The sequence below is a fragment of the Sinorhizobium sojae CCBAU 05684 genome, from assembly GCF_002288525.1.
Taxonomy (GTDB): domain Bacteria; phylum Pseudomonadota; class Alphaproteobacteria; order Rhizobiales; family Rhizobiaceae; genus Sinorhizobium; species Sinorhizobium sojae.
Map to the genome: position 1 here is coordinate 315,959 of NZ_CP023069.1, position 19,745 is coordinate 335,703.

The 19,745-nt window shown below is 60.0% G+C and carries 19 protein-coding genes and 3 pseudogenes; 12 read left to right on the forward strand and 10 right to left on the reverse strand.

The features are described 5' to 3' along the window. Positions 1-98: 98 nt before the first annotated feature. Complete coding sequence (locus SJ05684_RS31150; protein ID WP_080577857.1) at positions 99-638, reverse strand: DUF4158 domain-containing protein; 540 nt, start codon at positions 636-638, stop codon at positions 99-101. Between the two features lie 249 nt (positions 639-887). On the opposite strand from SJ05684_RS31150, the gene SJ05684_RS28875 reads away from it, so the two are divergent. The 4 genes and pseudogenes from SJ05684_RS28875 to SJ05684_RS28890 all read left to right on the forward strand — a co-directional run. Further along, the gene (locus SJ05684_RS28875) at positions 888-1,190 is read left to right on the forward strand and encodes a DUF982 domain-containing protein (RefSeq protein ID WP_014330927.1); all 303 of its coding nucleotides are present in this window, start codon (positions 888-890) and stop codon (positions 1,188-1,190) included. 303 nt (positions 1,191-1,493) lie between these two features. After that, positions 1,494-1,649 (forward strand): annotated as a pseudogene (locus SJ05684_RS30810) (DUF982 domain-containing protein); the annotation flags it as partial. 9 nt (positions 1,650-1,658) lie between these two features. Next, positions 1,659-1,940, forward strand: coding sequence for a hypothetical protein (locus SJ05684_RS31155; RefSeq protein WP_014330287.1), 282 nt, complete (start codon positions 1,659-1,661; stop codon positions 1,938-1,940). Positions 1,941-2,159: 219 nt separating this feature from the next. Then, positions 2,160-2,303, forward strand: a pseudogene (locus SJ05684_RS28890) (SPW repeat protein); the annotation flags it as partial. Between the two features lie 129 nt (positions 2,304-2,432). On the opposite strand, the gene SJ05684_RS30885 reads toward SJ05684_RS28890, so the two are convergent. The 3 genes from SJ05684_RS30885 to SJ05684_RS28905 all read right to left on the reverse strand — a co-directional run bounded on the left by SJ05684_RS30885 (position 2,433) and on the right by SJ05684_RS28905 (position 3,939). After that, positions 2,433-2,804: an NADH dehydrogenase ubiquinone Fe-S protein 4 gene (locus SJ05684_RS30885; RefSeq protein ID WP_014330285.1), complete on the reverse strand. Its 372-nt coding sequence runs from the start codon at positions 2,802-2,804 to the stop codon at positions 2,433-2,435. Between the two features lie 65 nt (positions 2,805-2,869). Beyond that, a complete protein-coding gene (locus tag SJ05684_RS28900) occupies positions 2,870-3,379 on the reverse strand; it encodes an Hsp20/alpha crystallin family protein (RefSeq protein ID WP_034859295.1) in 510 nt (169 codons plus the stop codon). Between the two features lie 98 nt (positions 3,380-3,477). Then, positions 3,478-3,939, reverse strand: a complete 462-nt coding sequence (locus SJ05684_RS28905) for an Hsp20 family protein (protein ID WP_014330283.1) — start codon at positions 3,937-3,939, stop codon at positions 3,478-3,480. A 363-nt stretch (positions 3,940-4,302) separates the two neighbouring features. Between SJ05684_RS28905 and SJ05684_RS28910 the strand changes: the two genes are divergently transcribed. The 5 genes from SJ05684_RS28910 to SJ05684_RS28930 all read left to right on the forward strand — a co-directional run bounded on the left by SJ05684_RS28910 (position 4,303) and on the right by SJ05684_RS28930 (position 8,557). After that, positions 4,303-4,617 (forward strand): co-chaperone GroES, encoded by a 315-nt coding sequence (locus tag SJ05684_RS28910; RefSeq protein WP_014330282.1) that lies wholly within the window; start codon positions 4,303-4,305, stop codon positions 4,615-4,617. A 54-nt stretch (positions 4,618-4,671) separates the two neighbouring features. Continuing rightward, positions 4,672-6,300, forward strand: a complete 1,629-nt coding sequence (gene groL / locus SJ05684_RS28915; protein ID WP_014330281.1) for a chaperonin GroEL — start codon at positions 4,672-4,674, stop codon at positions 6,298-6,300. Positions 6,301-6,496: 196 nt separating this feature from the next. After that, positions 6,497-7,837: a Do family serine endopeptidase gene (locus SJ05684_RS28920; protein ID WP_034859293.1), complete on the forward strand. Its 1,341-nt coding sequence runs from the start codon at positions 6,497-6,499 to the stop codon at positions 7,835-7,837. Positions 7,838-7,892: 55 nt separating this feature from the next. Then, on the forward strand, positions 7,893-8,204 hold the full coding sequence (locus tag SJ05684_RS28925) for a DUF982 domain-containing protein (protein ID WP_014330279.1): 312 nt from the start codon (positions 7,893-7,895) through the stop codon (positions 8,202-8,204). A gap of 20 nt (positions 8,205-8,224) precedes the next feature. Continuing rightward, positions 8,225-8,557, forward strand: coding sequence for a DUF982 domain-containing protein (locus SJ05684_RS28930; RefSeq protein ID WP_014330278.1), 333 nt, complete (start codon positions 8,225-8,227; stop codon positions 8,555-8,557). Between the two features lie 453 nt (positions 8,558-9,010). On the opposite strand, the gene SJ05684_RS28940 is transcribed toward SJ05684_RS28930, so the two are convergent. Then, on the reverse strand, positions 9,011-9,655 hold the full coding sequence (locus tag SJ05684_RS28940) for a recombinase family protein (protein ID WP_034859270.1): 645 nt from the start codon (positions 9,653-9,655) through the stop codon (positions 9,011-9,013). Between the two features lie 96 nt (positions 9,656-9,751). Between SJ05684_RS28940 and SJ05684_RS28945 the strand changes: the two genes are divergently transcribed. Then, positions 9,752-12,649: a Tn3 family transposase gene (locus SJ05684_RS28945; protein ID WP_014330276.1), complete on the forward strand. Its 2,898-nt coding sequence runs from the start codon at positions 9,752-9,754 to the stop codon at positions 12,647-12,649. A 460-nt stretch (positions 12,650-13,109) separates the two neighbouring features. On the opposite strand, the gene SJ05684_RS28950 is transcribed toward SJ05684_RS28945, so the two are convergent. Next, positions 13,110-13,727, reverse strand: coding sequence for a YopT-type cysteine protease domain-containing protein (locus tag SJ05684_RS28950; RefSeq protein ID WP_244425044.1), 618 nt, complete (start codon positions 13,725-13,727; stop codon positions 13,110-13,112). Between the two features lie 548 nt (positions 13,728-14,275). On the opposite strand from SJ05684_RS28950, the pseudogene SJ05684_RS30830 reads away from it, so the two are divergent. Further along, positions 14,276-14,451 (forward strand): annotated as a pseudogene (locus SJ05684_RS30830) (integrase); the annotation flags it as partial. Between the two features lie 25 nt (positions 14,452-14,476). Here the strand turns inward: SJ05684_RS30830 and SJ05684_RS28965 are convergent. The 4 genes from SJ05684_RS28965 to SJ05684_RS30840 all read right to left on the reverse strand — a co-directional run bounded on the left by SJ05684_RS28965 (position 14,477) and on the right by SJ05684_RS30840 (position 17,978). Next, the gene (locus SJ05684_RS28965) at positions 14,477-14,692 is read right to left on the reverse strand and encodes a hypothetical protein (protein ID WP_014857579.1); all 216 of its coding nucleotides are present in this window, start codon (positions 14,690-14,692) and stop codon (positions 14,477-14,479) included. A 406-nt stretch (positions 14,693-15,098) separates the two neighbouring features. Then, positions 15,099-16,178, reverse strand: a complete 1,080-nt coding sequence (locus SJ05684_RS28970; RefSeq protein ID WP_037446536.1) for an IS630 family transposase — start codon at positions 16,176-16,178, stop codon at positions 15,099-15,101. 787 nt (positions 16,179-16,965) lie between these two features. Further along, positions 16,966-17,481 carry a hypothetical protein gene (locus tag SJ05684_RS30835; RefSeq protein WP_050980240.1) on the reverse strand — a complete coding sequence of 172 codons (516 nt, stop codon included), beginning with the start codon at positions 17,479-17,481 and terminating at the stop codon, positions 16,966-16,968. Next, entirely contained in the window at positions 17,457-17,978 is a 522-nt protein-coding gene (locus tag SJ05684_RS30840; protein WP_153458867.1) for an integrase catalytic domain-containing protein, read from the reverse strand. Before SJ05684_RS30840 ends, SJ05684_RS30835 begins: the two co-directional genes overlap by 25 nt. Before the next feature lie 207 nt (positions 17,979-18,185). Here SJ05684_RS30840 and istA point away from each other — a divergent pair, with 207 nt between their 5' ends. After that, positions 18,186-19,736, forward strand: a complete 1,551-nt coding sequence (istA, locus tag SJ05684_RS28990) for an IS21-like element ISRsp2 family transposase (RefSeq protein ID WP_034859779.1) — start codon at positions 18,186-18,188, stop codon at positions 19,734-19,736. Positions 19,737-19,745 lie beyond the last annotated feature (9 nt).

Genomic DNA, 19,745 nt, shown 5'->3' on the forward strand with positions numbered 1-19,745 from the left:
CGTCACCCTCGCGGATGTCCCGCCCCCCAGACCGGATGCGGGGCCTGCAAGCGAGGATCGATCTCGAGCGCGTAAGCGTCAGCTCCGATCAGAGCTGCCTACCACGACGCCGGGCAATGGCGCGGGCCGCGCCGACCCATGCGTTCGATCACGGTCGCCATTGGCAGCAGGGCCCGGCGTACCCGGTACGTAGCACTGATTGTTTTTGCGATCGTTGACCCTGGTCTGTCGTTGAAGCTGTCTCGATGGCTGCCCGCAGCGTAGCGCGCTGTCCATGTCGGTTGGGCTTCGACTTTCAAATAGCGCAGCAGGTGTGCGATGTGATCGCGGCGAGTTTCCTCACGGCGAGGGTAAAAGGCAATAGCCTGTGATCTGCGTCGATATATGTTCGGAAGGAGTGCCCGGCCGGGATAGCCCACCAGGCACAGTTGCACCGCAAAACCAAGCTGGTTGCGCCTGCGAAGCTTGATTTCCAGCCGATCAGCCGGCGACAGGGAATAATGGGGGCGGCTCCGGTAGGGGGCGAAATGACACCGTAAGGGAAATCCTGTTGTATCGCAGCAGGAAGGGCAGAAATTTGAGAAAACTGAAAATTGAGATCTTGAGCCCTCCCTGCGTACGCGCCTAACTTGCTGGATCGCTGCGGTTCGTGGTGGTTTTTAACGGCCAACCTCGCCGAAGATCGTCGACTGTCAAGGCGGTGAACGCACCCCGCGCCTCCGCTGTGGATCCGGTGTGTATTGAGGGGATCAGGCGGCAATCTGTTCGCTTGGATCGTCAATTGACGTGGACCATGTGGCGGGTTGGAACTCTTGAAATCCGCTCTGTCTGCGCTGATATTTTCTTCACTTCTTTTTCATCCGGCTTGAATGCGAAAGGAGGACATCATGCTCAACCCGGAATTGGTTTGGATGACTCCCGTCACCGTTCACATGAAGGACGGGGCGTCCCAGGTCTTCGCTTCTGTCAACGACGTGCTCGATTTCCTCGAAGGGGATTGGGCCATCTATCGCGGCAGAAAATACAATCGGGCGGTTCAAACGTGCCGCCGTGCTCTAAACCGAGTGACGCCAGTCGCCATCGCGCGCGAAGCGTTTATTGACGCCTGCCGAGGCGCGGGCATGTCGACAGGCGCGGATGGACCGCCTGGGGCAAAGACAGGTACCGGCGGTCAACGCTCGCTTACCTAGAATGGCTGGGCTGGGGCACTTCTTAGTGCCCCAGCCTTTCGAGCATTCGCTGCGGCGCATCGGAGCAATTCGCCATCCCCCTTAAAGCGTTCTGATAGAGCCGCCAGATGCGATGTCCGGGCATTTCGATTGATCATGTCAGGCCCATGTTCGCCTTTACGGCCCCTGGGACGCCATGCGGGCGGAGGGTGCGGGGCGTAGATCTCGTCATTCATGGTTGGCTGCCCCATCACGAAGACAATCGGGCTGTTGAAGATCAGTTTCCGCAAAATTACGTCGTTTCGACGCCGCCCTCGACGGGCACGGTCTTACCGCGCTGCCTTGCGCGGCGAGATCGAAGCTGAAACCGCACGCGGCTTGTTTGCCGCCTTCGCGGAAAAGCACGATCTGCTGGCGCCGGAAACTGACCTCGTCATGGCGACTCATGCGAGGTGGAGCAGGAAGCCGCACGTAAGCTGAGGTGAACCGATGATGGACGATTTGTTTAAGCAGATTGCCGCAACTGCCGTGAACATCGGACCGGAAGTTCTAGCATCTCACTGGTCGCCGCTTCGACGTCCAATGGATGTGGTGAAGGCTCCTGCACTTTCTGTCGATGATAAACGGGCCATTCTCGCCGCGTGGGCTTCGGACTTTTACGCTATAGATTCGAAGCCGGCTCTCCGTCATATGCCAGGAACGCCTGAGCCGGTTTCAATCGATGAGGTTCGGTCTGCCCTGCGAGAGCTCGATTCGCGGTACGATATCTGACGGAGCTATCTGGCGCCTGCTTCAAAGCCTTGCCAGCTTTCCGACGGGCGGTCCTCATATGAGGCGGCCCGTCAAAGATACTGGGAATTCAGTTCACATCGAAAGAATGCCTTCTTCAGACGGCGCGGTGCCAGCTTTCGCTTTTCATTATTGTTCCGGCGGCCGCTTTTAGGCCTGGAGGAGCGGTAGGCTGTGGTGCGGTTGAGCCGCATCTTCTCCTGGCTGATCGTCTCGCCCTGGCTGCTTCAATTCGCGGCGAACATGAACGCGATGTGGACCCATGTGGTCCTCGGCGTGCTCGCCACCGCCGTATCAGCCTGGGCACTCTGGGACTATCGGCGGAACCCGCATGCACATGTATGATCGAGAAAAAGGAGAGCACGGCCCGCCGCTTCAGCGGCGGGCTCTTCCGGATTGGCGATGCCGATCGATGCGCCGATCGCGCAGCAACGGGGCTTGAATGGTAGAGCTTGCCGGCGATATCAACGAAAACTAGGGACGGCGGCTCCTGTCGTCTACGACGGTGCAATTCAGTTTCTGTCGCTTTGCGTAGGCAATGGCGGCATCGCGGGTTGGGAAATGCAGTTCAACCTGAGTCAGCGTGTCACTCCCGCCAGTGTAGCCCATCAGACAGTCGATGACGGGTGGGGCTTGCCGTTCGAATACCAGCAGCCAAGGTCGCCCCGAGACGCGCGCCGAAGTCATCACAGAGCGTGACGGGCGAAAAATGCGTGCTACGGGATGAATGTTTGGTCGTGGGCAGTTGATGTCAAGGGGCTGGCTGGTGCTGACGTGCTCCACGAACTTCCGGTCAGCGCGGCCGGATTGTCTGTCTCGCGCAAGGGGTTCCGTCAACCACGTCATCGGTTTTTGCTACGCGAATAACCAGCCGGGCACGTTAGCACCCGGCTGGCTTGCGGCGGTCGGTATTATTTGGTGCTGTCGATGGTGATCCGCTTGACGTTGGCTCGCGCCTTTTCGCTCTTCGTTAGCGTCACGGTGAGCAGACCGTTCTTGAACGTTGCGGCGACCTTGCCCTCCTCGACCTGGCCGCCGAGGGACAGCCGTCGCTCGAAGCGCCCGTGGTAGCGCTCGCTGAACCGACGATCCTTATCCTCGGTTTCCGATTTGCTTTCGCCGCGAAGCGTCAGCATGCCGTCTTCCAACAGGACCTCGATATCGTCTGGCTCGATGCCCGGAACCTCGGCTAGCACGCGGATCTCGTTGTCATTCTCCTCGATCTCCACGTGCGGCCACGAACCACGGAAGGGCGACGACCCGGCGAACGACGATGGCGGGGCGAAGCCGCGGAAGACTTCGTCGAACAGGCGGTTGACATTGCGGTGCAGCGACAGGAACGGATCCATGTCATCACCGCGATAGCTGCTCGGGAGCTGGCTGCTGCCACGGCTCCACGGGATCAGGTCACCTACATTCATGACTTCATCCTTTCTTCGGTTTTCTTTTCTCTCCTTCTTGGCGAAGCTGCTTTCCTTCACCTGTTGGCAACGGCGAGGATCAAGCAGCATGTTCTCAATCAGGCCGCCTTGTCGCCTTCGATCTGCTTTGAGGCAGGCTTCGTCATTTCGGTTTCGATGGCGATCCGACGCGGCTTCATCTCCTCAGGTATTTCCTTCCTGAGGGTGATAACGAGAAGCCCGTTTTCGAGCTTCGCGCCCTCGACGATGACATGATCGGCGAGTTCAAATCGCCGAACAAATGGTCGTACAGGAAGCGCATGATGGAGGTACTGTACCTCTTCGTCCTCCGATTTCACGCCGTTGACCACGAGCATGTTCGCTTCATGGGTGATCGTCAGTTCGTCCTCGGCGAAACCCGCCGCCGCGATAGCGATTCGGTAGGCATCTTCGCCAAGTTTGACGATGTTGTAGGGCGGCCAGTTGTCAGCGTTGAGGCTGGCGTTCTCGAGCAGCTCGAAGATGCGGTCAAAGCCGATGCTTGACCTGTAGAAGGGGGCAAAGTCGAGGTTTGTTCTCATAGCTACATCCTCCGTAGAGCAACATAGATACGAGGGAGCGCCAAGAAGCTTGGGGCTCCCTGACTGTTGTCGACCCCATTTTGGCGGTCGGCGAAAATGAGGTGGGGATTACGATACCTTCCGTCAAGAGGGAGCAAGAGTTTTCGAGCGGCGGCTCAGCGAAATAGTCTCATGAATTCATGTCGGTAGCACTCGATGGGCTAGAGTGCTAAAAAATTTCTGGTTCCCCCTTGAAACTCGAAAAGACAAAAACCAGATCGATTTGCGCGCGATCCGAAAGGGTCGGCGCGCCCCGCGTCGGTTCGCCCCGAATGCGGCGCGGAGGACCTCTTGAAAAACCTGTTTGTCCATGAGGAGAGCGACATGACGTTCCGTCCCTTGCATGACCGAATCCTGGTTCGCCGCATCGAGGCCGAGGAAAAAACGGCCGGCGGCATCATCATTCCAGACACGGCGAAGGAAAAGCCACAGGAAGGTGAGGTCGTTGCCGCCGGCCCTGGTGCGCGCGACGACAGCGGGCAGTTGCGACCGCTCGATGTGAAAGTGGGTGATCGCATTCTGTTCGGCAAATGGTCGGGCACCGAGATCAAGCTCAATGGCGAGGATCTGCTGATCATGAAGGAATCGGACGTGATGGGCGTGATCGAGGTCGACGCCGCAGCGAGAAACGCAGCCTAGTGTCGATCCCGCCCCCTGCTAACAAGGAATGCTGCCTCAGGAAGGAGTACAAAAATGGCTGCCAAGGAAGTGAAGTTCCATTCCGACGCCCGCGAGAAGATGCTGCGCGGTGTCGATATTCTCGCCAATGCCGTCAAGGTTACGCTCGGTCCGAAGGGCCGTAATGTGGTAATTGAGAAGTCATACGGCGCGCCCCGCATCACCAAGGACGGCGTCACCGTCGCCAAGGAGATCGAGCTCGAGGACAAGTTCGAAAACATGGGCGCACAGATGGTGCGGGAGGTTGCCTCGAAGACCAGTGACATCGCTGGTGACGGCACCACCACCGCGACAGTTCTCGCCCAGGCGATCGTCAAGGAAGGTGCGAAGGCTGTGGCGTCGGGCATGAACCCGATGGACCTGAAGCGCGGCATCGACAAGGCCGTAGACGCCATTGTTGAGGAATTGAAGACAAACGCGCGAAAAGTTACCAGGAACGACGAGATTGCCCAGGTAGGGACGATCTCGGCCAATGGCGACACCGAGATCGGTCGGTTCCTCGCCGACGCGGTCGAGAAGGTTGGCAATGAAGGCGTCATCACCGTTGAGGAAGCCAAGACCGCGGTGACGGAGCTGGAAGTCGTCGAAGGCATGCAATTCGACCGCGGTTATCTCTCGCCGTATTTCATCACCAACCCAGACAAGATGCGGGTCGAGCTCGAGGAACCCTACATCCTGATCCATGAAAAGAAGCTCTCGAACCTGCAGGCGCTGCTTCCGGTTCTCGAAGCGGTCGTTCAATCAGGCAAGCCGCTGCTGATTATCGCCGAGGACGTCGAGGGCGAGGCGCTGGCGACGCTCGTCGTCAACAAGCTGCGCGGCGGCCTGAAGATCGCTGCCGTCAAGGCGCCGGGCTTCGGCGATCGCCGCAAGGCCATGCTGGAGGACATAGCGATCCTAACAGGCGGAACCGCGGTCTCCGAAGACCTCGGCATCAAGCTCGAGAATGTGACCCTCAATATGCTTGGCCGCGCCAAGAAGGTCGTCGTCGAGAAGGAAAACACGACGATCGTCGACGGCGCAGGCTCGAAGACGGAGATTCAGGGCCGCGTCGCCCAGATCAAGGCGCAGATCGAGGAAACCACGTCGGACTACGATCGCGAGAAGCTGCAGGAGCGGCTCGCCAAGCTTGCCGGCGGCGTTGCCGTCATCCGCGTCGGCGGCTCGACCGAAGTCGAGGTGAAGGAACGCAAGGACCGCGTCGACGACGCGATGCATGCCACGCGGGCGGCCGTTGAGGAAGGCGTGCTACCCGGCGGTGGTGTCGCTTTGCTGAGAGCCGTGAAGGCACTGGACAACGCTCAGACGGAGAATGCCGACCAGAGGCACGGCATTGAGATCGTCCGCCGTGCACTCGAGGCGCCGGTGCGCCAGATCGCCGAGAATGCGGGTGCCGAGGGTTCGATCATCGTCGGCAAGCTGCGCGAGAAGACCGAATTTGGTTTTGGCTGGAACGCCCAGACCAACGAGTTCGGCGATCTTTACGATCAAGGGGTAATAGATCCGGTCAAGGTTGTTCGTACCGCGTTGCAGGACGCCGCCTCGGTCGCCGGCCTGCTGATTACCACCGAGGCAATGGTCGCCGAGAAGCCGAAGAAGGAAGCACCGCTCCCGCCGATGCCGGGAGGCGGCATGGACTTCTGACGGAAACGATCGGTCGGCGCCCCGACGCGGCGCCGACCGATCGATAGATTGTGAACCATGCGTTGCGCCGGATTGGGGCAGCGTTTGGACGTTGGACTGGCGCAGGTGGCCGGAGCCAAACGGGGCTCCGATGAGGCTGGACCCGATGGCCCGCCCGCCTGCACCCAAGGAGGATCTGAAGAATTCGGGGCCAAAAATGACCGCGCGTCCGTCGAAATATGTTGGCGTATTCGCCGCACTCGTCCTCATCCTGGTTCCTGCGCCGTTACCGGCGGCGCGGCCGCCGTCGGCGATTTCGGCAAGCATTCAGCCGTCGCTCGCTGATGTCCTGGAGGACGTCACGCCGGCGGTCGTTAACATTGCAGTGAGATCGCGCGCTCCCGCCGAAACCAATCCTCTCTACAACGATCCCTTCTTCCGCCGCTATTTCAACCTGCCTGAGCAGCAGCAGCGGCTGAGCGCGGGCTCCGGCGTCATCGTTGACGCCGACAAAGGCTATATCCTCACCAATCACCACGTCGTCGCGGACGCCGGCGAGATTGCGGTAACCCTGAAGGACCGCCGCCGCTTCACGGCCGAGCTGGTCGGCAGTGACGAGTCAACCGATATAGCGTTGCTGAAGATCGACGCGGAAAAACTGAAGGCCTTGCCCTTAGGCGATTCCAACGCGCTCCGGGTTGGCGACACCGTCGTCGCGATCGGCAACCCGTTCGGGCTCGGGCAGACCGTCACCTCCGGTATCGTCAGCGCCCTTGGCCGTGGCGGCATCAATGTCGAGGGCTATGAGGACTTCATCCAGACGGATGCCTCGATCAATCCCGGCAACTCGGGAGGCGCGCTGGTGACTGCAGACGGCCTGCTGGTCGGCGTCAACACCGCAATCATCGCGCCAGCCGGCGGCAATGTCGGCATCGGCTTTGCGGTTCCGATCGCAATGGCGTCGGCCGTGATGGAGCAACTGATCGAGCATGGCGAAGTGCGGCGCGGCCGGATCGGCATCTCCGTTCAGGACCTGACGCCCGACCTGGCCGAAGCGCTCAGCATTGAGGAAAACTACGGCGCCGTCGTCGGCAGCGTTGAGCAAGATTCGCCGGCGGCACAGGCGGGCCTTCAGGCCGGCGATGTCATCACCGCCGTCAACGATCGCAAAATCACAGGCTCGGCAGACCTCCGCAATCGTGTCGGTCTGGCTCCGGTCGGATCGGAAGTCGAAATCGAATATCTACGCGATCGAGTTCGCAAAACGGTGACGATGCGCATAGAGCCGGACGAGACGATTGCCAAGTCCGGCTCCATGTCCTCCCGCCTTGACGGCGCTGAGTTCCAGGACGCGGCCGGCAACGTTGTGGTTTCAAGTGTTGAAGATGGAAGTGCTGCCGCCCGAGCCGGTCTGCGCATGGGTGACGTGATCGTTGCTGCCAATCGCCGGCCCATCGCGACAGTGGCGGAACTCGAGACAGCCTTAACGAACGCCAGTGGCACGATAGTGCTCGATCTGTTTCGCGCCGGGTCCAAACACGTGCTGGTGATCCGGTAGGTGGTTGCCCGACGCAGGACGTTAAAATTCAATGTCGCGTGAATGGAGGAGAACGATGAAACACGATTGCTTTCGACATCCCGTCACAATCCTTGTGGGTCTCGGATTTCCGGCTGAGATTCGCGGCCTGAGAGAAGCCTATGCCTGGCTGAATGAGTGGCCGCCATCGAAACGAAATGCAACCCACGCCATCGCGCTCAATGCCTGCAGAGCAGCACTTGCGGGTGAGATTGATGTCGAAACCGCTCGCGGGACGTTTGTCGCCTTCGCGCGACGGGCCAATCTTCTCGCACCAGATACCGAGGCGATCATCGCCGGTGGCAGAGCCGATGCGCGTGCGCAAGCGGGAAACAGTAAATCGGTGTGATACCTGGGACCGAGTAGGTGATGAGCGATATTCAGTTTCCCGTTCCAGTGAGACTGCATCTGAACTCTGCTGGCGAGCGGGTTGTCGCCAATTCCTGGGAAGCACTGGAGTGTCTTCGCGACCATTGGCCCGAAGGCGCGAGAGGGCGAACCTATCGCGCAGCCTATCGGGTCTGCCGCGACGTCTTGGACGGCTGGAGACAGCCGTACGAAGCAAGGCGCGCATTCGTGAAGGCGGCACGCCGCGCTGGGCTGCTAGAGGACATAGCGTTGGTTCCCCCGCCAAGCAACGCAAGAACAAAGCCGGATCACCGTCACGCAGTGCGTTATTTTCGCCCGATCAAAGGGAGGTAGCGTTATGTGCCCCAGCATAGACTTCTATTCCCTTCCACTCTCGCCCGATGACCTCGATACGCTCCAACGAATACTGGATAGAGAATTGGAAGCTAGACACATCTCAAACGACAGCGACGAAGCGGGCATGCTTGCACGAACTCTCATAGAGCTTTTTCAGACCGGCGTGAGAGGCGAAGATGCTCTGCGCGAAATGGTGAAGGCGACCTAGGCGTACCAAGCACGGCTCCTGCAAGGCCGCAAGCAACTGTTCGGGATGATGAAGTGAGGCGGTGCCCACACGGAAGGAAACGAGTACGTCGTGCACCACCCCGCCATCAGCCCCGGCTGGGGCCGGCGACGGCAACAATCTAGCAGTGCGCGGATACCTCAGGACCCATTGACTAACGGGCTCCCGTTCCGGCCGGATGTTGCCCCGCCACGGTGATATGCAAGAGAACAGAACAAAACTGGTCAGCGTTCACCATCGGGGTATTCTGTGGGACGCCGCGACGGTTCTGTTGCCCGAAATCGCTGCGCAACGTCAGCAACCGTATTCTTGCTAATGCCAAGGTCGCGAGCGATCCAGCGGTAGCTGCGGCCTTCGGCAATCAGAGCTAACACTCTCGGAGCGAGCCGATCTGACTTAGGACGCTGACCCATCCGGCGGCCTAGTTGCTTTCCCCGCGCTCTTGCCGCCGCGAGACCGGATTTGACCCGTTCGCTGATTAGATCGCGTTCGAATTCGGCGATACCCGAGAGAAACGTTGCCAGCATGCGGCCGTGCGGCGAGGACAGATCGAAGGTCATCCCGTTCATGGCAATGACGGACACCTTCCAGTTTTCCAGTTCTCGCAGGGTATTGAGAAGGTCGATGGTCGAGCGTCCCCATCTCGACAGTTCTGTGACGAGCACCGCATCGATCTGCCGGGCCTGTGCGAGCGCCATGATCTTACGGCGCTCAGCTCGGTCAAGCTTCGCGCCTGAGCCCGTTTCTTTGAAAATTCCCGCCACATCGTAGCCGGCGCGGCCGGCAAATGCCGTCAGGTCACGCTCCTGCCGCTCACATGACTGGTCGGCGGTTGAAACGCGACAATAGATGGCGGCGCGTTGTCCCAATTGAACCCTCGTGGATTTTGGTGCCCGGAAGGCCTTGATTTGCACGGGCTGAGTGTTGTCCAAAACAGACTTAACTTCAATAGGGACAACTCCCGTATGCCAAGGCGACATATTCTCACCGAGCGACAGCGCTCGGCCCTGTTCGATCTGCCAACCGACGAATTGTCGCTGCTCAGACACTACACGTTGGCCGACGACGACCTTGAACACATCCGGGAACGGCGGAGGCCGGAAAATCGGCTTGGGTTCGCTCTACAGCTATGTGCACTTCGTTATCCAGGTCGCGCGCTCGCACCTGGCGAGATGATCCCGCAAGAAGTTCTATCCTTTATCGGGGCTCAACTCGGCATTTCGGCTGACGCGCTCCTCACCTATGCGGCTCGGCGCCAGACCCGCCAGCAGCATATGGAAGCGTTGCGCAAGATCTACGGCTACAAGACGTTCGCAGGCCGTGGCGCGCGCGATCTGCGGGACTGGCTTTTCGATCAGGCTGAGGATGCCAGGTCGAACGAAGATCTTGCTCAGCGTTTCGTCACGCAATGCAGGAAGGCGCTGACAATTCTGCCGGCGGTCTCAACGATCGAACGACTTTGCGCTGATGCGCTCGTTACGGCCGAACGGCGGATAGAGACACGGATTGCGGAAAGGCTTGACGCTGATGCGCGAGAGCGGCTGGATGGGCTCCTGGCCGAGGTGATGGTCGGAAACATCAGCCGCTTCATCTGGCTTCGTCAATTTGAGGTTGGCAACAATTCCGCGTCAGCGAACCGGCTGCTCGATCGGCTGGAATTCCTGCGCAGTCTGGAAATCGATCCCCGAGTGCTCGCCGGCATTCCACCGCACCGCATCGCACGGCTGCGTCGGCAGGGCGAGCGCTACTTCACCGATGGTCTGCGTGACATCAGTTCTGATAGACGTTGGGCGATCCTCGCCGTCTGCGCCGTGGAATGGGAAGCGGCAATCGCCGATGCCATAATCGAGACCCACGACCGCATCGTAGGGAAAACTTGGCGTGAAGCGAAACGGCTGCACGACGAGCGGATTGCAGGCTCCAAGGCAGCGGTCACTGATACGCTTCGCGCCTTCACGGCATTAGGCGCTACGCTGCTCGAAGCACGCGACGATGGTATTCCGCTGGATACGGTGCTGGCCCGATCGGCCGAATGGCATCAGCTTGAACAATTGGTCGCTGCAGGAACGCAGCTTACCAATACGCTGGCCGACGAGCCGTTGGCTCACGTCGAACATGGGTATCATCGCTTCCGTCGATATGCGCCGCGGATGTTGCGATGCCTGAAGCTCAGGGCCGCACCGGTGGCTGAGCCTTTGATTGCGGCCGCAAAAACCATCGGTGAAATGCGCGTGTTCACGTCGGCGGATGTATCTTTCCTGCGGCCAAATTCTAAATGGCATCGCCATCTTCGCGCGCAACATCGAGGCGATGGTCGTTTATGGGAAGTCGCGGTCCTGTTCCATCTCCGGGACGCTTTCCGATCCGGAGACATATGGCTGGATCATTCCCGTCGCTACGGTGATCTCAAGCAAATCCTTGTACCGATAACCTCGGCGCAGGCGAACGCCAGACTTGCTGTTCCTCTCGATCCTCAAACTTGGCTGGCTGATCGCAAAGCCCGCCTTGCGGACGGCCTGAAGCGGTTGGCGCGTGCCGCTCGCGATGGGACCATTCCCCATGGCAGCATTGAAGATGGAACGTTGCGGATCGACCGGCTGACCGCAGACGTTCCCGAAAACGCAGAGGAGCTGGTTCTCGATCTTTATCGTCGAATGCCGCCCGTACGGATTACGGACATTTTGTTGGAAGTTGACGCTGCGATCGGATTCTCCGACGCCTTTTCCCATCTGAGAACCGGAGCGCCATGCAGCGACCGGGTCGGCTTGCTGAACGTCCTGCTCGCCGAAGGGCTGAATCTCGGCCTTCGAAAGATGGCGGAAGCCTCGAACACGCATGATTACTGGCAGCTCTCGCGCCTTGCCCGCTGGCATGTCGAAAGCGAGGCCATGAACCAGGCGTTGGCAATGGTCGTGGCCGCGCAGGGCAAGCTGCCGATGTCGCGGTTCTGGGGCATGGGAACAACCGCATCAAGCGATGGTCAGTTTTTTCCTTCGGCAGGACAGGGCGAGGCCATGAACCTGGTCAACGCGAAGTACGGCAATGAGCCGGGGCTCAAAGCCTATACCCACGTCAATGACCAGTTCGCGCCGTTCGCCTCACAGACTATTCCCGCAACCGTCAGTGAAGCGCCGTACATCCTCGATGGCCTGCTGATGAATGAAGCCGGCCGGCAGGTCGGCGAGCAATACGCCGATACGGCGGGATTTACCGATCATTTGTTCGGGACCAGTGCCATGCTCGGCTACCGGCTCGTCTTGCGTATCCGCGATTTGCCGTCGAAACGGCTTTATGTCTTCAATCCCGCGGGGACGCCCAAAGATTTGCGCAAGCTGGTCGGCGGCAAAATCCGCGAAGAGCTGATCGTTGCAAACTGGCCTGATCTCTTCCGCTGTGCTGCCACGATGGCCGCCGGAAAGATCAGACCGAGCCAGTTGCTCCGGAAACTCGCATCCTATCCCCGGCAGAACGATCTGGCGGCTGCTCTCCGCGAGGTCGGACGCGTCGAGCGTACTCTTTTTATTATAGAGTGGATTCTCGACACCGACATGCAGCGGCGCGCCCAGATCGGCCTCAACAAGGGCGAGGCCCACCATGCGCTCAAGAATGCCCTTCGCATTGGCCGCCAAGGTGAAATACGTGATCGCACCACCGAGGGGCAACATTACAGGATCTCCGGGCTGAACCTGCTCACGGCGATTATCATCTACTGGAATACCGTCCACCTCGGCCACGCCATCGCCGAGCGGCGAAACGAAAGCCTCGATGTGCCACCTGAGCTTCTAGCCCACATCTCTCCGCTGGGCTGGGCGCACATCCTGCTCACCGGCGAATATCTCTGGCCTACGGAGGCAAACGCTTAGGGTGTCATTCCGCCCCGAGCCGGAACCGACCCCATAATGGCGGATCAAGCTGTCTTCATCGGCTGGAATGTCGAAAAGTCCTGTTGCGCAAGTCAGATGGAGAACCTTGCATGACCGCGAATGTGGGCGCGAGGAATGTCGGAACCGATTGTCCTGCCAGTTGGATTGCGGCGGCATCAGCATCGAACCGCCGAGGCCAATGCGCTGGATACCTCCATGTACCTCTACCGATCCAGTGTCGGGCGAAATCGGCTCGGCGGAGTTCTCCTCCGATAAGCTGAGCTGCAGATGGCCAACTGCTGCTCAAACCCACCTGGTCCACCGGCGCGTCGTCCGATTCCTGCCTCGCACGCAGCAGCTGTTGCTGCTCAGCGTACCAAAGATCCCACCTCTTCAGCACAAGCATCGACGAGGATTTACGTGGACTTCAGTGAACACTACGCCGCGCAGGACGCCCGACTCATGTCACCTTTTGGGTGGTCACCGTTGTAAAATGCTGCCGGTTTGGATTGCTGTAGCGATTGGCTAGGCTTCGGAACAAATCATCAATCTGATCTGATTGCACAGTAAATTCGCCGAAATTAGGATCGAAGAGCGTGGTGTTTCCATCCATTGCCGAGGTCGCAACGGTGTGTGCGCCGCCCTCAGCGAAATACAAGCTGAGCAAATGGTTGGATCCGTCGGCTGTAATCTTGGTCAGCATGCGCGAGAAGTTAGGCTCGCCGACGTTGTATACTTTCTCCTTTCCGGATGGAGCAAGGCCTGCTTTCTGCAACATAGTGTTTTGCGCCGCGAAGTCGGCCTCAGAAGGTCCTGCTCCTTGTCTTCGTAGGTGAACCTTCAGATTCTCGTACTCCTTCTGCCGAACAGCGGCTGAGGCGTGCCTTTGCGATCCGGGTACTAGGGCCTCCATTCGGATTGACGGATGACTGTTGAGGTTACGCAGCCACTCAGCAGTCAAACCCACGCAGATTCCATCTGCGTTCGCCTGGGCCAATTCGGCCGTTCTGTATCGGAATAGGGAGGTGCTCGGTCTCGCAGGAGAGGAGGTACTGGGATTGTTCGGATCACGCAGCACCCCATCTTATCGGGGCACTCCGCACTTGGTGATTTCGTCCGGAGTTCAACATTCGCAAGCGTCTCCCTGAAACCATCGCTGTTCGCTGGATGAATCGGATCGTCAACTTGCGTAGAGCTTGTGAATGAACCACTGATGGGACTGTGCATGGCGTTCGTTTCCCTTCGCACGGTTATTGCCAATATGGGGCCGCTTAGACCGCGCTTCGCACGATGCTTCGTTAAGCTGACGGCGAACTTACGGTCCGTTACTCACCTCGCGAGGTGCATCGGTTTCTTTAAGCTTCAGCTATGCCGGCAACGGTGTTGGCTGCCTCAAAAATGGCCCACGCTTGGCGATAGCCGACCCGCTGTAGAAGCTCAATTCTTGGCGATCTCCTGGTGCCGCGCTCCTGACCGAGGATGATGTTGAAACCCTGAGCGGGGATCGGGGAGCGCCCCGAAACAGCTTTCAAGATAAGGAATGGCGGTTTCTGCTCCACGAACTGCCTATCTCAAGAATCCCCCGGCCCTCCAAATGCAACCAAAATAGTCAAATGCGATTTCCTCCTCCCCTGCCCCGGGCCGGAAGCCCTGCTCCTGATATTCGTGCCCAGGGGTCCGGTTAAGCGCAAGGAGGACCCGAGCCACGGCATGCCGGCGGTGGCGAGGCCGGATTACGGGCCGAGCGCCTGCTGAGGGCCGACGGCCCGCACGCACCAGGCACGGTGCAACGGCGGCTGACCTACCGTAGTCCGCCGCGCACATTCACTATCCCCCGGCGACAGGTTTTCTATTGTAGTGCGGCGGCACGGGCCGATGCTCTCGCAGGTCAACCACCACAAAAAGCAGCGCCATATAAACGCCCGCATAGAAACATCCAAGGCGCTGCGACTGTTCCGCCACACGATTTTGGCGCTCCAGGCTGCCAATGATGCCGATGAAGATGCGATCGAAAGTCGGCTGGATTCGGCTGCTGCAGATCAAGCCCAGTCTCGAGGCGATTGTGGAGAAAGGGAACTTATCGGTGATGGCGACCGAGCAACATGCATACGTCCGTAAGTTCGCTGGAGTCTTTCTTCAGGCATTCAAGTCCACTCGCGCCGGCGGCACCATCCGCTGCTTGCGACGATCGCGACTGATGTGCTCCGAACTGAGCAGCGAGACGTGCTTGAGCAGTTCGTCGGGAGAAGGATCGACCGGTGCCCTACTCCCCTTCGCCAATTGGGCCTATTTGCATGGAGACGACACGGCGCTCAGGCATGGAAGTGATCAACGCACCAACGACGATAGCCAGTGCCGCAGACATCCCTGGACCTGTTAGCCGTTCCCCGAAGAACACGGCTGCGAAGAGCGCGGAAAAGCTTCCATGCGAAGATAAAGCTGGCGTAACCTAGTGGATGGAATCTAACACTTGGTGCCCCCGTTTGACGGCAGCGATGATTTTGTCGGGATCGGCGGTCCAGGTGAAGGGCTTGGGTTGTTGGTTGTGCTCTGTAAGGAAGCGGTTGATGGCGGCCTGGAGGTCAACGACCGAATGAAAGACGCCGCGCTTGAGGCGACGCTTCGACAGTTTGGCGAAGAAGCCCTCGACGGCGTTGAGCCACGAGCAGGACGTCGGCGTGAAGTGGAAGGTAAAGCGCTGATGGCGGTCGAGCCAGGCGCGCACCTTGGGATGCTTGTGGGCGGCATAGTTGTCGAGGATGACGTGGATCGCCTTGTCGGCCGGCACTTGGGCGTTGATGGCGTTGAGAAAACGGATGAACTCCTGATGCCTGTGACGCTGCATGTTCCTGCCGATGACGGTGCCGTCGAGCACGTTGAGGGCGGCAAACAACGTGGTCGTGCCATGCCGCTTGTAGTCGTGGGTCATGGTGCCGAGCCGGCCCTTCTTCAGGGGCAGGCCGGGCTGGGTGCGGTCGAGCGCCTGGATCTGGCTCTTCTCGTCGACCGACAGCACGATGGCATGGGCCGGCGGGTCGACGTAGAGGCCGACAACGTCTTTGAGCTTGGCGACGAACTGCGGGTCGTTGGAGAGCTTGAAGGCCCGCCAGCGGTGGGGCTGGAGACCGTGCGCCTTCCAGATGCGGCGCACCGCGCTGGCGCTGACGCCCACCTCGGCCGCCATCATGTCGGCAGTCCAGTGCGTCGTCTCGCCCGGCGGGTCGGCAAGCGAAAGCGCCACCACCTGCTCGCCGATCTCCGGCCCGAGCGGCGCAATGCGCGAGGGGCGCGTCTTGTCGCGCAAGAGACCCTCGAAGCCTTCCGTGGCGAAGCGCTCCTGCCAGCGCCACACGCAGGTCTTCGACTTGCCGGTCTGTCGCATGATCTCGACGGTGCCGACGCCATCGGCACTCAGCAGGATGATCTCGGCGCGCCAGACGTGCTTCTGCGGCGCATTGCGATCACTGATGAGGGCTCTCAGGCGTTGGCGATCGGTCGGCGAAACGGTGAAGGCTATTCCTGTGCGCATGCGCCACACTCGCATACGCACTCGCCAAAGGGAATCCCATACGGACTCTTATGTTAGGCGGATACCACTAGGTCGGCGACAAGAGCGAGGCTGACGCGACAATGCTTCCGGTCGTCAGGCCGTCACCAGCAATCAGGAAGCTGCCTCCAAGGAAGGCCATGATCATAGATGAGATCTGCTTTGACGCTTGGCATGACGATCGCGTGGGCAGAACCTCCATTGCATGCGAGTTGGTATTCGTTGACGAGCCATCCCCGATTGTTTTGGAAACACAACCGTCAATGACCACGGATTGAGCAACACCAAGACGCCCACCGAGCGAAGTGCTGCTGCGAAGCCCTCCGCGCGTTCGATGCAGGCACGGGGATTGTTGCGGAAACCAGCGATGTCAAGGCGCATCGGCCGGTTCCAAATCGCGAGAACGGCGTGGCCGTTTCGCGATCCCATCGGGGTCGCATCATCTGAGCGCAGGTAGCTGACGGCGGAAGACCCTCGACTGCCGGAAAGAAGGGCGGATGCCTCTCTGTAAGCCATCGACAAAGGGAAGTACCATTGCATTCAGCGCGCCCTCGACGTGGACAAAGCGTCGGTGCGGATCGATCCCGACTTGGTCCAGAACCCTGATGCAGGACGCGATATCGTCGTGCGCCCCTTTCATGGTCGTTCCACAGGTCAATGCGAGAATGACGGTGCGATGGCGATTTGCGTGAATATACCTCTGAGAGAGCATCGGGGGAGATAGAGCCGGAATGTCAAGCGAATCGAAGAACTGACCCCTCCTATTGCCTCACCCAGGAATGTTACTGAAGTTGGGGGCATTGAGATGGCCCGTATCTCCTCCCGCCGCGGCGGGAGGAGATACGGGCGCGCGCTTCATCCAGTCGCCATCGAGTATGATCTGCCCGGCTATTTCCATGCGCCAAGCCTTGACGGCCATTTGCACCGTCCGCAGCGCTTTCTTGGTGAAGCGTGACGGATCGGCGCTCACAAGGCGCTGGAGCACCGCGGCTGCCGAGAGCGCCGGATCTGCCTCAAGCCACGCTCGAATCTGGGGCTCGAATGGCTCCAGCATGCTCGGCCTTTTCGGGTAAGGCTTGGTCCGCCGATAGGGCCGCCGATGTGTCGGCCGTTTCTCTCCAGCCTGCCAGGCTGTCTTCAAGCTCACGGTGAATCGCTGCAGATCGATGGCGAGCGGTTCTTCGGTCCCGGCATTCAAGCCACGGCGATCGACCCGCTTTCCGAGCTCCTCCTGTGCGGCACGAATTCCGGCAAACAGCATCACCGGATCTTCCCTTTCCAACATCGCCTGCAGCCGCTCCTTATCGGCCTCGGCCACACCGGAATGGGCAACCACCCGCGCGATAGGCGGCACGGGCGGATGGTAGCGTTTGACGACGCGGGCGCCGATCCGTGTCTTCTCTCGCAGCTGAACGAAGGCTGGAACAGATTGCCGTACAGACGCACCACGTCGTAGAGACGCCCAAGGACAACCGTCGCCTCCGCGCCGACGAGCCTTCCGTAACCGACCAGCCGTCGCACGATCGCGCCGTTCTTCTGCTCGACCCAAGCCTGATCGTTCTTTCGATACGCTCGCGAACGGGTCACCTCCAATCCCTGACTTCGGCACCAGCAGACCACACGTTCGTTCATGAAGGCGCTATCGTTGTCGAAGTCCACGCCCTGCAGCGGGAATGGAAACAGCGAGCGGGCCTGATTGAGGGCAGCGATAACGAGACCGCTTTCGCGCGTGCGGACTGGCACGCACTCGGTCCAGCCCGTAGCGATATCGGTCAGCACCATCGTCTGAACGAAACTACCGGACGAAGAGTCTGCGGGTTTCGGCAAAGTCCGGACAGGATTTCCGGTAATCTCCGGACACAGTTTTCAGTAATTCCCGGACAGTGATTCCGCTAAATCCCGGACAGTTTCCGGCGGCGGTTTGACGGTTGGTTCGCGGCTGCGCCGTCTTGTTGATTAGGTCTCTCACGACAACGTTGAGAGGGGCCGATGCCGAGACGGAAGCAAGCAAGACGAACGACAGTGAGGGATATCCGGACCATTCTGCGCCTGACCCACGAAGAGGGTCTTTCGGTGCGCGAGATTGCCGAGCGGTTGAAGATCGGCAAGAGCTCGGTATCGACCTATTTGCTGCGCGCTCGGGAGGCCGGGCTTTCGTGGCCGTTGCCAGTCGGCGCGGACGAGGATGCAAAGCTGGAGCGGCGACTGTTCGGCCGAGCCGGTCGACCGCCGCGCGATCTCAGCGAGCCGGACTGGGCGCTGGTGGTTCGGGAGCTGAAGCGCAAAGGCGTGACGCTGACGCTTCTATGGCAGGAATACCGTGCCAACCATCCCGATGGTTACGGCTTCACGTGGTTCTGCGAGCAGGTTGCCGCCTTCCGGCAGCGCACGAGTGTAGCGTTCCGCAATCGGCACGCGGCGGGCGCCGTGATGCAGACCGACTATGCCGGGCCGACGGTGCCGGTGATTGATCCGGCGACCGGCGTCATCCATCCGGCCCAAATCTTTGTCGCGGTGCTGGGCGCCTCCAACCTGACCTTCGCCCATGCCAGCTCTAGCCAGCAGTTGCCAGATTGGATCGACGGCCAGGTGCGTGCTCTGACCTTTTATGGTGGGGTCACCAAGGCAATCGTGTGCGACAACCTCAAGTCGGGGGTGGCCAAGGCCCTTTGGTTCGAGCCGACGTTGACTGCCACGTTCGCCGCCATGGCGGAGCATTACGACACCACAATCCTGCCGACACGCAGCAGGAAGCCGCGTGACAAAGGCCGGGTCGAAGGCGCGGTATTGATCGTGGAACGTTGGATTCTGGCCCGGCTGAGGAACCGTACCTTCTTCTCGCTTGCCGCCCTCAACACGGCGATTGCCGAATTGCTCGAGGAGCTGAACAACCGGACGATGCGCCACGTCGGCAAAAGCCGCCGCGAACTGTTCGAGGAGATCGAGCGGGCAGCATTGAAGCCCTTGCCGGCGGTGCCGTTCGAATATGCGGAATGGAAGTCGGCGAAGGTACACCCGGACTATCATGTCGAGGTCGACAAGACCTTTTATTCGGTGCCGCATCGGCTGATCGGATGCACCCTGCAGGTGCGGCTCACCCACCGGGTAGTCGAGATCTTCCACGATCACCAGCGTGTCGCCAGCCATGTTCGCCGCTCCCAGCGTTCCGGCCACGTCACCGTCAACGACCATATGCCCAAGGCGCATCAGCGCTATGCCAACACCACGCCGGCCAATCTGATCGGCCGTGCGACCCAGATCGGCCCCAATGCCGCTATCCTGGTCGAACGCATGATGCGCGACAGGCCGCATCCGGAACAGGGATACCGCTCGGCCATGGGCATCCTGTCGCTGGCGCCGCGCTATGGATCGCAGCGCCTCGATGCGGCCTGTGAGCGGGCGCTCACCATCAATGCCATCAGCTATTCCTCCGTCGCCTCCATCCTCAAATCCGGCCTCGACCGGGAAAGACCGCAGGCTGAACACGCGGCCCCCACGCCTGCCCATACCAATATCCGTGGCCGATCCTACTATCAGTGAAGGAAGCAA

What these genes read in the sequence shown, in the direction of transcription:
- groL (WP_014330281.1), top strand. Translation starts at nt 4,672, where the DNA reads ATGGCTGCCAAGGAAGTGAAGTTCCATTCCGACGCCCGCGAGAAGATG.
- SJ05684_RS28900 (WP_034859295.1), bottom strand. Translation starts at nt 3,379, where the DNA reads ATGAATGTAGGTGACCTGATCCCGTGGAGCCGTGGCAGCAGCCAGCTC.
- SJ05684_RS28970 (WP_037446536.1), bottom strand. Translation starts at nt 16,178, where the DNA reads ATGCGCACAGGAATAGCCTTCACCGTTTCGCCGACCGATCGCCAACGC.
- SJ05684_RS28910 (WP_014330282.1), top strand. Translation starts at nt 4,303, where the DNA reads ATGACGTTCCGTCCCTTGCATGACCGAATCCTGGTTCGCCGCATCGAG.
- SJ05684_RS30835 (WP_050980240.1), bottom strand. Translation starts at nt 17,481, where the DNA reads ATGTTGGAAAGGGAAGATCCGGTGATGCTGTTTGCCGGAATTCGTGCC.
- SJ05684_RS28925 (WP_014330279.1), top strand. Translation starts at nt 7,893, where the DNA reads ATGAAACACGATTGCTTTCGACATCCCGTCACAATCCTTGTGGGTCTC.
- SJ05684_RS28930 (WP_014330278.1), top strand. Translation starts at nt 8,225, where the DNA reads ATGAGCGATATTCAGTTTCCCGTTCCAGTGAGACTGCATCTGAACTCT.
- SJ05684_RS28920 (WP_034859293.1), top strand. Translation starts at nt 6,497, where the DNA reads ATGACCGCGCGTCCGTCGAAATATGTTGGCGTATTCGCCGCACTCGTC.
- SJ05684_RS30885 (WP_014330285.1), bottom strand. Translation starts at nt 2,804, where the DNA reads ATGACGTGGTTGACGGAACCCCTTGCGCGAGACAGACAATCCGGCCGC.
- SJ05684_RS30840 (WP_153458867.1), bottom strand. Translation starts at nt 17,978, where the DNA reads ATGGTGCTGACCGATATCGCTACGGGCTGGACCGAGTGCGTGCCAGTC.
- istA (WP_034859779.1), top strand. Translation starts at nt 18,186, where the DNA reads ATGCCGAGACGGAAGCAAGCAAGACGAACGACAGTGAGGGATATCCGG.
- SJ05684_RS28945 (WP_014330276.1), top strand. Translation starts at nt 9,752, where the DNA reads ATGCCAAGGCGACATATTCTCACCGAGCGACAGCGCTCGGCCCTGTTC.
- SJ05684_RS28905 (WP_014330283.1), bottom strand. Translation starts at nt 3,939, where the DNA reads ATGAGAACAAACCTCGACTTTGCCCCCTTCTACAGGTCAAGCATCGGC.
- SJ05684_RS31155 (WP_014330287.1), top strand. Translation starts at nt 1,659, where the DNA reads ATGATGGACGATTTGTTTAAGCAGATTGCCGCAACTGCCGTGAACATC.
- SJ05684_RS28875 (WP_014330927.1), top strand. Translation starts at nt 888, where the DNA reads ATGCTCAACCCGGAATTGGTTTGGATGACTCCCGTCACCGTTCACATG.